Source organism: Cecembia sp. (assembly GCF_007126775.1).
Classification (GTDB): Bacteria; Bacteroidota; Bacteroidia; order Cytophagales; family Cyclobacteriaceae; genus Cecembia.
The window spans coordinates 1-10869 of sequence record NZ_SLAP01000102.1; the positions used below are offsets into that span (position 1 = coordinate 1).

Annotated in this window: 9 protein-coding genes and 1 pseudogene; 3 read left to right on the top strand and 7 right to left on the bottom strand. The window is 40.1% G+C overall.

The window, feature by feature from the left end; genetic code table 11:
- From QZT73_RS06435 to QZT73_RS06445, 3 genes are all read right to left on the bottom strand, one after another.
- Nucleotides 1-1297: DUF2207 domain-containing protein (locus tag QZT73_RS06435; RefSeq protein WP_291787260.1), on the bottom strand; the 1297-nt coding region annotated here is incomplete at its 3' end.
- Complete coding sequence (locus QZT73_RS06440) at nt 1294-1848, bottom strand: LemA family protein (RefSeq protein WP_291777919.1); 555 nt, start codon at nt 1846-1848, stop codon at nt 1294-1296. The genes QZT73_RS06440 and QZT73_RS06435, both read right to left, overlap by 4 nt.
- Before the next feature lie 80 nt (nt 1849-1928).
- Complete coding sequence (locus QZT73_RS06445; protein ID WP_291787263.1) at nt 1929-3410, bottom strand: M14 metallopeptidase family protein; 1482 nt, start codon at nt 3408-3410, stop codon at nt 1929-1931.
- A 90-nt stretch (nt 3411-3500) separates the two neighbouring features.
- On the opposite strand from QZT73_RS06445, the gene QZT73_RS06450 reads away from it, so the two are divergent.
- Complete coding sequence (locus QZT73_RS06450; RefSeq protein ID WP_291787265.1) at nt 3501-4517, top strand: dipeptide epimerase; 1017 nt, start codon at nt 3501-3503, stop codon at nt 4515-4517.
- Nucleotides 4518-4603: 86 nt separating this feature from the next.
- On the opposite strand, the gene QZT73_RS06455 is transcribed toward QZT73_RS06450, so the two are convergent.
- The 4 genes from QZT73_RS06455 to QZT73_RS06470 form a co-directional block, all read right to left on the bottom strand.
- Entirely contained in the window at nt 4604-5755 is a 1152-nt protein-coding gene (locus QZT73_RS06455; protein WP_291787268.1) for a DUF4221 family protein, read from the bottom strand.
- An 11-nt stretch (nt 5756-5766) separates the two neighbouring features.
- Nucleotides 5767-6879: a DUF4221 family protein gene (locus tag QZT73_RS06460; RefSeq protein WP_291787271.1), complete on the bottom strand. Its 1113-nt coding sequence runs from the start codon at nt 6877-6879 to the stop codon at nt 5767-5769.
- A gap of 350 nt (nt 6880-7229) precedes the next feature.
- Nucleotides 7230-8357, bottom strand: a complete 1128-nt coding sequence (locus QZT73_RS06465; protein ID WP_291781430.1) for a BamA/TamA family outer membrane protein — start codon at nt 8355-8357, stop codon at nt 7230-7232.
- A gap of 55 nt (nt 8358-8412) precedes the next feature.
- Complete coding sequence (locus tag QZT73_RS06470) at nt 8413-9345, bottom strand: LysR substrate-binding domain-containing protein (RefSeq protein WP_291781434.1); 933 nt, start codon at nt 9343-9345, stop codon at nt 8413-8415.
- Nucleotides 9346-9493: 148 nt separating this feature from the next.
- Here QZT73_RS06470 and QZT73_RS06475 point away from each other — a divergent pair, with 148 nt between their 5' ends.
- Both QZT73_RS06475 and QZT73_RS06480 read left to right on the top strand, forming a co-directional pair.
- Nucleotides 9494-10525: a Fe(3+) ABC transporter substrate-binding protein gene (locus QZT73_RS06475; RefSeq protein ID WP_291781437.1), complete on the top strand. Its 1032-nt coding sequence runs from the start codon at nt 9494-9496 to the stop codon at nt 10523-10525.
- Between the two features lie 9 nt (nt 10526-10534).
- A pseudogene (locus QZT73_RS06480) lies at nt 10535-10869 on the top strand (iron ABC transporter permease); the annotation flags it as partial.

The following is a 10869-nucleotide window of genomic DNA, read 5'->3' on the forward strand; positions in this document are numbered from 1 at the left end:
AAAAGAAAGTCAAAACGATTAATAAAAACAAAATAGGAGCTTTGCTTTCAGGATTATAAGGAAAACCTGAGAAATCAAAAAATATGGAGATCAACATCATCGCCAAAAAAAATAAAACCGGAGGAATCCAGAACTTCCAATTAAGTCCTTGGTTAAGCATGGGCTTATGGGCACTGTTCAAAGTATTTCGGTAATTGGAATACATGGCAGCCATGCTGGAACTGTATTTTCCTTCTATTTTAAGTGATGTGCTGTCAGAGGGGAAAAGCCTTTGCAGCATATTTTTTTCTTCTTCCGGGAGTTCTGCATCCGGCTCGTTTAATTTGAAAAGTTCAAAATAGGTGGTAGAAAACCATCCCATTATACCTTTTGTCTTTTTTTCTTCAATCCTTATTAATCCATTTACAGCCAAATTAACCAAAGAAGTTGCTATAAGTTTGCTGTGAAAAAAACCCCTATGGATCATTCCTACTGCAGCTGGTGATAGGCCCGAAGGCGGATCAAACTCTGGAATCACTACCGGTTTGGGAGGATCCATTCCAAAACGTTTCCAGGTGAGAAAGTAATAAGCTAAAAGCAATGAACTGCCCAGAAGAACAACCAGCAAATAGCCAAACTTTTCCCAAAAACCAGGAGGTGGAGGCGATGGAACAACCCCTTTGGGGAAGCCGGCTGATACGGTTAGATTCTGGAACTTTGAAATATTTTCAGCACTAAAAAAGGCCCTTCCATCTTGAAGTAATTCGGAATTGCAGTTTTTATCAGATGAACCGAAATACCCAGTATAACAGGTTAACTCGTCAAAATTTTCGCCGGTTGGTAGCTGTATGCTAGCCGTTATTTTTTCAATTCTGAACTCCCAACCGAATCCATTCACATTCCAATACACCTCATCGTAATCCTCAAAATAACCCAATTGACCTTCCGCACTATAAGTAATCATGAAAGTGTACCAGCCGGGTTCTAAAAGTTTGTTTTGGTCGCCTATGTAAATATCCAGATTTCCCTGTTGTCTTTTGGTTTGGTATGGCGCAGAACTGCCGTCCATTTCTACACCGATTACCCGATAAGTTGTTTTGACTTTTTTATGCCGATAGTCAGTGCCACTCAAAGGCAAGGACCGTACTATTCCTCTTCTAATTTGATTTCCTGCGGCAAAAATTTCAATGGTTTCTGTAACCGTCAATACTCCAGAGCGATCAATTTTAAGGTCCGAATGAAAGGATCTTATGTACTCCTCCTGCGCAAATATTTGCTGACTTGCTAAAAGAAAAAAAATCCAAAAATAGGTTTTCATTTAAAACTGACTTTTGGAACTGCCCGCTCTCCCTCGTTTTCCAATTCAAAAAATGCAGATTTTTCGAAACCGAAAGAACTTGCCACAAAATTGCTGGGAAAGGAATCAATCAGGATGTTTTGATCCCTAACCGATCCATTGTAATACCTCCTGGACCGCTCAATATCCTGCTCCACAGCTGTCAAATCCTGTTGCATCTGTAGGAAATTGGTGTTGGACTTCAAATCCGGATAGCGTTCAGCTACTGCAAATAGTCCAGATAAAGATCTGGTCAATTGATTTTCTGCAGCTTGTTGATCTACTACCCCGTTGGCACCCATGGCAGCCACCCTGGCCTTGGTGACACTTTCAAAGGTTTCCCGCTCGTGGGAAGCATAGGCTTTTACAGTTTCAATAAGATTGGGAATCAAATCATACCTTTTCTTTAACTGCACATCAATACCACTCCATGCTTCAGAAACGTTTGTCCTTAACTTGATAAGTCTATTGTAAATACCGATCACGTAAAAAGCCAGCGCCAAGATTACGGCAATTATGATAAGTAATGTCATATAATTATGTTTTAGCAATGAATCCTATAATATAGTAAATAAAGAAACTAAATTGAAGGATTTCTGTAAAAACCAAAGACTTACTGTACCCGCTGCATTAGTTTTTTGGTCAAAGGCCTTTCCAAATCTATCAGGTACCCGTTTACTATGGCGTATTTTAATTTTCCGTTTTGTGCCAGGAAAAAGTTAGGGTTGCCTCCCAATCGGATTCCGTTTGGAATGCTATTGCCACTAATTAGTACTAGAAGCGGTAAATGGTGCAATTCCCGATCAGCTGCTTCTTTGACTTGAATTGATAAATAACCTTCCTTTAATAGGTCCAATGCATTTTCTTGGGAGATTTCTCCTACAGAAGTAAATGGTGTTTCAAAAACTTTTCCCTCCACGATTTCCATTCCCGAGACATCGAGTTCTTCAAAGCCATAGAAAATGGACAGGTCGCCCATATCATCCACCGCGCCATTGACGAAATAGGAACCATGGGCATCCGCTTCTCTTCTTCTTATACCCAGGTCTATATCATAGACGTGGCCTTCTTTCTCCATGGTAAGATTTCTCAATATCAAGTCCATGAGCCGGGTGGCGTTGTCCGGAATACTGTAATACTCATTTAGGGTGTATTGTGTGTAATTCTTGTCTGCAATTTCTATGAGGGCATGCAACATGATAATGAAATTCATTTTGCGGATTTCCTGCTTTTCCGGGTCATTGGGATAACCACCGGATTCAATAAGAATGGTACTCGTGCCCCATTTTTGGAAATTGTCCCCAAAAGCCCTGGGTTCGAAAGCATCGTCGTACTTGCCTACATGTCCAGGAGCAAGTTCTTGCATGACTCTATTCATTCCTACGATTACCTGCATGGCTTTTTGCCGAACTTCATTCACTTCAGTTGCATAGTTGTAAGCCGGAGCCAATACCGAAATGGATGCAGGTGTGGGAGTTTCTCCTGCGGTATAATAGATTTGCTGATCGTGGAGGTTGAAGCCAAATTCCGGAGAAAAAGTGTCTCTGGCATTTTTTAAGATAACGGCTTCTGGAGATGCCAGTTTGATTGCATCCCTGTTTAAGTCTATATCCAACGCATTTCTACGGATCCATTCGTCCATGCCATCCGGATTGACCATGGGAATAAAGCGTAAGGTCAATTTTTCTTTTAATTTTTCTCTGATGGCCTCTAATCCATCATTTTCTCCCTCCAAAAAGTTGAAAAGGTCAAACAGGGCCATGGTGGCCGTGCTTTCATTTCCGTGCATTTGGGACCATAGCATCACTTTTGAGGGCCCATTGCCCCAGGTCATCTGGTAAATATCTTTCCCCTCGACCGATTTTCCGATTGCTTCGACCTGGAAGTCACCTTTTCTTTCTGTTACCAAGTGTATTACCTCCTGATGCTTAAACCTTCTGTGATCGATTGAAACTTCTTTATAGGTATCATAGGCTTTCTCAAGTTGATCTAATGCCACATCAAATGCTTTTTCCTGAGGTCCACAGGATGCTGTAGCTAAAAGAACAACAAGACTTACTAAGGCGGTAGTGTTGAAGAGCACAAATCTTTTCATAGTAGGGATTTTGGTGACAATTATCCGCCTAAGTTAGGAACTTCAACAAAAAAATAAATTTACTTTTGTATCAAAACCAAAATAATCTCCATGAAGCTGTCCTTCTTTTCCCGTGATTTGCCCCTAAAGCATACCTTTACCATTGCCCATCAAAGCCGTGATGTGCAGGATACCATTATCGTAAAGTTAGAAGACGGTGGCATTTTTGGTCTGGGTGAAACGACCACCAACCCTTTTTACGGGATGACAGCAGAAAATATCATGGAGCGCTTAGAGGAATCAAGGGCCATTGCTGAAAGAGGGAATTGGCAAAACCCTGAGGAACTGTGGGAGATGGGGCAAGTAATTTTCAAGGACAATCCATTTGCCCAATGTGCCTTGGATATGGCTGCCTGGGATATTTATTCCAAGAAAAAAGGTAAAAAATTATATGAATACCTTGGTTTGGATCCAAAAGATATCCCTTTGACCAATTTTACCATTGGTATTGATTCCATCGATAAAATGGTAGAAAAGATGAAAGAGGTAGATTGGCCTTTATATAAAATTAAATTGGGCACAAATTATGACCTGGAAATTATCAAAGCATTAAGGAAGCATACTGCCGCTACTTTCCGCATTGATGCCAATTGTGCCTGGACAGCCGAACAGGCCATTCGTTATTCGGAGGAATTGGCCCTACTCAATGTGGAATTCATGGAGCAGCCCTTGGGAAAGGATGATTTGGAGGGAATGAAGGAGGTCTTTCGATATTCCAAGCTTCCCGTCATTGCGGACGAAAGCTGCATTGTGGAAGCAGACGTGAGAAAGTGCCATGGCCTATTTCATGGGATCAATGTAAAATTGGTAAAAGCAGGAGGGATTACCCCAGGTTTGAGAATGATCCATGAGGCCAAATCCTTGGGCATGAAAACAATGGTAGGCTGCATGACTGAATCCTCAGTGGGTATTACCGCTATTGCCCATATTGCTCCCCTGTTGGATTATGTGGATATGGATGGGGCCATGTTATTGGCCAGGGATATTGCCAAGGGCGTAGTTATCACTCCGGAAAAGGTCACTTTCCCAGAAAGCAATGGGATTGGGGCAGAGCTGATTGATAAATAGTGTAGGATGGTGAATAAATAGACAAGGCAAAAATAAAGAGCAATAGTGATTTATTCAGATTTGGATAATTACTTCACCATTTTAATTTACTTATCTAAAATTTCAAGCCTCAAGAAAGCAATTTCATCGTCCATATTCTCAAAAATCCAGATTTGTCCATCTTTTACAATTTGTTTGGCAGGCCTTTGGTTTAAGTTCGGAACCAAAGATTCGGCAATCAAATTAAAATCCTGATCAAATACGCTTAAAAATACCTCTGCACCAATGGGTTGATAGCCCCGTCTTTCTGTCATTTCTTCCCCAAACTTCTCTTTAAAAGAAAGTCTGAAGAAGCGTTGGTTTTGTCTATCCCAGTGGATAGATCCAAAATTGATGTCTTCCCTTTGCTTCCTTTCCACTTCCCATTGTTGGTTGGACTCCCCTTCTACTTCCTTGGGCGGAAGGTAGGTTTTTTTATCTCCAAGCAGTGGACTTTCCAATCCTTTTCTATAAAGGCTGTCTATCCCTGCATCGTAAATGTAGACTTCATTGAAACAATTATTATAAACGACAATTTGGTTACCTTTGGACAGGGCGTAAGCTCCTGAACCCATAGATCCCATTTTTTGGCCATCATAAAGCAGGTCGGTAGAAAAGTCCATGATTTTATTCATATCCTGAATTTCGATCTTCCTGAAGCTTTCATTTTCAAGGTCAAAATCCATCAGGTAATAACTCATATCGCTCCACCGTACATAAAAACCAAAAAATCTATTGGGATCATCCGGGCTTTCAAAAATTGACATGGGATAGATATCATATTCTGAAAAATCTGCAGCCAATAGTTTATCCAATTTCAAATCTCTGGCCACTTTGGCTTCTTGGGTGAAGATTTTGCTCAGCCCATAAAACCAAGCGATAAACTGTTCATCAGCTGTAAGGGAGAAATTTGAAATAAAGTCGCCTATGCCATCAGGTCCCTCTTTTTCAAATTGGATTTTCTTGACCAATACCCCTTGGTCCAAATCGATCTTTTCCATTACCGCATCAGTTCTGTTGTAATTGAAAAGAAAGCGCCCATCATGTGAAAGGTCGGAAAGCCATAAATTATCCCGAAGGTAAAAGAACTCCTCTCCTGCATCAATCAGAAGGGTATCCAACTTGAAGTCGAGTTGGGTAAGTGCCGCTTTTTCCGAACTTTTCTTATCCCCACATGCAAAAAGGAGCCCACAGAACAATAGGAAACAAATTTTTTTCATAGTCATGGCATTTAATTGATGGTCAATCGGATATAAGCCAATTCATCTTCCAGGTTTAGGTAGAAGTAGATCTGTCCGTCTTTCACAAATTGAGCATGTGAAACCGTCAGTCCCAAGTCTGTCACTTCTTTTTCACCGATTAATTCAAAGTCAGTATTCAAGATGCTGAGAAAGGTCCTGCTTTTGATGCTTTCGTCTGCAATGCGGGGTAAGGTATAGTAAGAAAAGCGATAGAAAACTTCGTTTTTTTCATCCCAAATGGGCACTAGGAAATTGATCTCTTCTCTGATTTTTGAACTTACTTCTTGAATCTCTGATTGTGAAGCTACCTCATTCTTATATGTTCCGGTCTTTTCACTGGACGTTAAGGTATTTTCATATTTGATAAGAATGGCTTCTTCTTCTCTTGGATCGAAGCGATAAATGCTGTTGAGTACATTGGTGGTGAAAAGGTATTCATCCTTCCAAGAGGATATGCTCAGTGAGGGATAGGTCATGGACCTGGTTGACCCGTTGTCTGAAGTCCAACTGACCCGGAATTTGTCCATTTTTTCAAAATACGGAATTTCAATAAGCCTTCTTTTTTCCTGTTCAATGTCTAATTCAAGCACTTTGGCTTGTAGTTTTTCATAGTTAGAAAAATTACAATAGATTTTGCTGCCATTTTCCGAAAAACCTATAAAAGATAAAGTACCTAAGTCCTCTATTCCCTCGGTCATCCAAGGTTCATCCAATTTAATCCTTTTGATGATATTACCTTCTGTGTCAGCAATGGCAATTCTATTGTCCCAACCTAGAAAAGCCCTATTTCCATTTTCCAATAAGAACATCAAGTACCCATTTTGGCCTACTCCGTCTGGGCCTTCTTTTTCTAAGGGTATTTTTTCAACCAAGGCCATTTTTTCCAGGTCAATCACCTCGATCTGTGAACCTTGGAAATCCCAGTAAAATAAGGTTTTCAAATCCTTACTTACTGAGTGGGAATACGGACTGGTAGCTGCCATCAGGATTTCATCCCGGGAATCCACCAAAACAGTGTCCATTGTGAAGGTAAGATTTGAATATTTTGCCGTTCCTTCTTCTGACCCCTTTTCCGCACATGCCCAAAAGCAAAACAGTAGCATTAAAAAAGGGTTAACTTTAGTAAAGTGCGCATTTACTCCAACCATACAATAAAAGTTTTATTAACAAAAGGTTAGTCTCAATGACTAACCGACCTTCAATTTAAAACTAAAAGTAGAATTGACCTAATTAATTTTTATTCAACCCAATCTTAATTTTTATCACCTTCGAGATTTGAATAGAAGCGACTGGATAGAGTGAACTCCAATTTATTCCCATCAAAGTTTGGAGTTGCAAATTCCAAACAGCTGAAAAAAATGGGAACCACAAAAGTGACAAAAGGTAACAAAAGGATTTGTTGAAGCTTTAAATCTTAAGTTTTGTGTCTTGTGTCTCACCTCTTGTATCTCTTCTAAAAAGCTTCTCCAATAAATAAATAAAAACCACTGCCTTCCTGAGTAAAGGCAACATCAAATCGGGTATAAATGTCCTTTTTAGGGAAAAGTAAAAACCTTAAACCTCCTCCTGCAGACCAAACGGCTTTGTGGATAGCGGCTTTTGAAAAATCAGGAAAAACTGTTGCAGCTCCTGCAAATACTGCGGCGCCCAAGCGGTCTGTAAAACCTAAAGGCAAGGGCAACATACGGAATTCAACTTGAGTGGCCAATTGGTTGTTGTCCCTGAATCTGCCCAGGTAATAACCACGCATCATACTCTCGCCCCCCATTAAAGCCAATTGGTTAAAAGGTACATCACCACTATTAAACTGCCCCAAAAGTTGCCATGCCAAGACATTATGTTGACCAACTGGCCGAAATAACCTTGTGTCCAAAATAATTGTGTTAAAATTAAATGAACTCCATGATGGTAAATATTTGAGGTAGGCCAACTCCATAAAGTTCCCTTTGCGTACATTCAGTACATTGTGCCGGTCATCATAAACCAAACCAAGTCCCAGACCTAAATTTTCCGAACCTTCATTACCCAGGGGCAATTCATATGCGGGGGCTTCAGGAGCATCCAGAAAGCTTACCCTTGAAAACCTTTGATAGTCAATTTCCAGTCCTCCATAAAAGTTTTTCCTAATTTCTCTTAAAATACGTTCTTTGATAATGATTTGATTGGCATCCACGAGGGCCAGGTAATCCCTGGGGGTATCCATTCCAATGCCATGATAACGTAATGGAAAACTCTGAATCCTGATCCGGCCAAGAAAAAACCATTTGTTCTGATCAGAATACAAGGCATGGTCAAACCAAATCCCATACTGATTTTCCAAGGTCAGAAAGGTAAAACCATTTACTTCAGAAAGCCGATTGGCCGTATCTTTTTTAGCATAATAAACATAAAGGGAAGAAAGGCCTATTTCCCAGCTGGTCTCTGGGGCATAGGCCAAGGTGGGATAAACCAGAAATTGGGATTGGGAAATATCAGTGGTGTCATTAAAAATACTGTTCAGGTATCTTTTTGCCAAATTTTGGGAAAAGGCAGGGTTTATTGTACAAAGTAAAAGAATAAGAAATACCGGTTTTTTTAACATCCCCTTAAAAATAAATAATCACTGTGATTGACAATGCTTTCTTTTGAGAAAATTGTTATCGGAATTTGACCACTTTGCCATGAGCGATGGATGTCATATCTTGGGGAATGGAGTCCGCAATCTCCTTATAGAGTAATTCCACCAATTTTTTCTTGAGGAAGCTCCGCGTCAAAATGATGCTGACTTCCCGGATAGGTTCTTCTTCTTCAAAGCGCCTTAACCTGGATTTCTCCTCCTCTTTTAGATCTAGCGTAGCCAGTTCTGGTAATAAGGTGATGCCAGTATATTGGTTGACCATGTTACGCAGCCCTTCCAAAGAGCCACTTTCATAATGGAAATTTAGTTTTTGAAATTTGGATTGATTACAAAGATTTATGACCTGATCTCTGAAGCAATGTCCCTGCTGTAACATCCAAAGGTCATCGGTATTGAGATCTTTTACTCCAATTTGCTTTTTCTTTAGAAGCTCGTGGTCCTTGGACATGTAAGCCAAGAATTTCTCATAAAATATGGGTTTTTCCAGTAAGCCGTTTTCATTCAAGGGTGTTACCACAATGCCCAAGTCCAATTCATCATTTTTGAGTTTGCGAATAATATCTTCTGTGACAGTTTCTTCAACTTGTAATTTTACATTAGGGTATTTTTCAAGGAAACTTTTAATAAAACGATGCAGTAAATAGGGAGCCAGGGTGGGAATAATTCCGATTTTGATCAAACCACTGATATCTCCTTTCAACTGGGCAACCAATTCAAAAATGCCTTTGCTCTCAGAAACCACCCTTTTGGCCTGCTCAATAATTTGTGCACCAATCTCAGTAGTAATCACGGGCATCTTTGAGCGGTCAAATAGGATAACCTCCAGCTCTTTTTCTAGTTTGCTGACCTGAGCACTCAATGTAGGTTGCGTCACAAAACAGGATTCTGCGGCTTGTCCAAAGTGCCGGTATTTATCTACTGCGATGATATATTCCAGTTGCTGAATCGTCATGACTTTTTACTATTAAGCAAAATAACTTCTTAATTCCCACAATGTTTCCTCCTAAAGTTTGGAGCCCACAAATATAAAAATCTTTTTCTTTTTATTTAGATTTGATTTAAATAATGATTATTTTCGCCCCTCTAAATCATCTAAAGCTATGTTCAAACAATTTCTACAATCATTACTAATCGTCTTGGGCGGCATTTTGTTTTTTGCCTGTGGAACTGGAGAGAATCAGGAAGAAGTAAATGTATACACGCATAGACATTACGAAGCAGACCAAAAGCTTTTTGATATGTTCACCGAAGCTACAGGAATCAAAGTCAATGTGGTTTCTGCATCTGCCGATGAGCTTATTCAAAAATTGGAGCTTGAAGGAGCTAATTCACCCGCAGATGTGTTGATCACCGTGGATGCGGGCCGTCTCCATCGTGCGCAAGAAAAAGGATTGCTACAAGCCATCAATTCACCAACCTTGGAAAGCAATATACCCGCAAAATTTAGGGATCCAGAAGGTTACTGGTTTGGGCTCACATACAGGGCCAGAATTTTTGCTTACAGCAAAGAAAGGGTTAAACCAGAAGAATTGAGTTCTTATGAAGCCTTGACTGCTCCTGAATGGAAAGGCCGTGTATTGACCAGATCTTCTGAAAATATCTATAACCAATCCCTATTGGCATCTATTATTGCCCATCATGGTGCCGAAGGTGCACAGGAGTGGGCTTCAGGTCTTTTGGCCAATATGGCTAGGGATCCCAAAGGATCTGACAGGGATCAGGTAAAGGCTGTGGCATCCGGAGAAGGGGATGTGGCAATTGTCAACACCTACTACATAGGAATTATGCTGAATGATTCTAATGAAGAAGAAAGAAAGGCAGCTGAAAAAATCGCTGTTTTCTTCCCTAATCAGGAAGACAGAGGTACGCACATAAATATTTCAGGGGCTGGAGTGACCAAGTACGCGCCCAATAAAGAAAATGCCATCAAATTGATCGAATTCCTTTCAGAATCTCAATCCCAAGAATTTTTGGCAAATATAAATTTTGAATATCCTGTCAATCCCAATACAGAATTCTCTGAACTGTTAAAAGCATGGGGGAGTTTCAAGTCTGATAACCTGAATCTTTCTGTTTTGGGAAAAAATAATTCAGAAGCTGTAATGGTTTTTGATAGAGTCGGGTGGAAATAAAAAGTCGATTTGAAAACAGTAAAGCAAAGCTATTATTGGTGGAATAAGTGGACCGGCTATTCCCTACTGATTTTATTGTTGGTAGCCACACCTCTGTTCACCATATTTATCAAATTATTTGACAAACCGGGGGGTAGTTGGCTGCATATTGCCAACAACCTCCTTTTTGGTTATTTTCAAAATACGATCATGTTATTGATCGGAGTAGCTTTGCTTACATTTTTATTGGGGGTCAGTACAGCATGGATCGTTTCCAATTATGAATTTCCAGGTAGAAGGTATTTTGAATGGTTGTTGATTTTACCTTTGGGTTTTCCAGGATATATCATGGCCTATACCTATGT

Excerpts from the sequence above, each read along its gene's own strand:
- QZT73_RS06440 (WP_291777919.1), bottom strand. The coding sequence starts at position 1,848 with ATGACATTACTTATCATAATTGCCGTAATCTTGGCGCTGGCTTTTTAC.
- QZT73_RS06445 (WP_291787263.1), bottom strand. The coding sequence starts at position 3,410 with ATGAAAAGATTTGTGCTCTTCAACACTACCGCCTTAGTAAGTCTTGTT.
- QZT73_RS06450 (WP_291787265.1), top strand. The coding sequence starts at position 3,501 with ATGAAGCTGTCCTTCTTTTCCCGTGATTTGCCCCTAAAGCATACCTTT.
- QZT73_RS06455 (WP_291787268.1), bottom strand. The coding sequence starts at position 5,755 with ATGAAAAAAATTTGTTTCCTATTGTTCTGTGGGCTCCTTTTTGCATGT.
- QZT73_RS06460 (WP_291787271.1), bottom strand. The coding sequence starts at position 6,879 with ATGCTACTGTTTTGCTTTTGGGCATGTGCGGAAAAGGGGTCAGAAGAA.
- QZT73_RS06465 (WP_291781430.1), bottom strand. The coding sequence starts at position 8,357 with ATGTTAAAAAAACCGGTATTTCTTATTCTTTTACTTTGTACAATAAAC.
- QZT73_RS06470 (WP_291781434.1), bottom strand. The coding sequence starts at position 9,345 with ATGACGATTCAGCAACTGGAATATATCATCGCAGTAGATAAATACCGG.
- QZT73_RS06475 (WP_291781437.1), top strand. The coding sequence starts at position 9,494 with ATGTTCAAACAATTTCTACAATCATTACTAATCGTCTTGGGCGGCATT.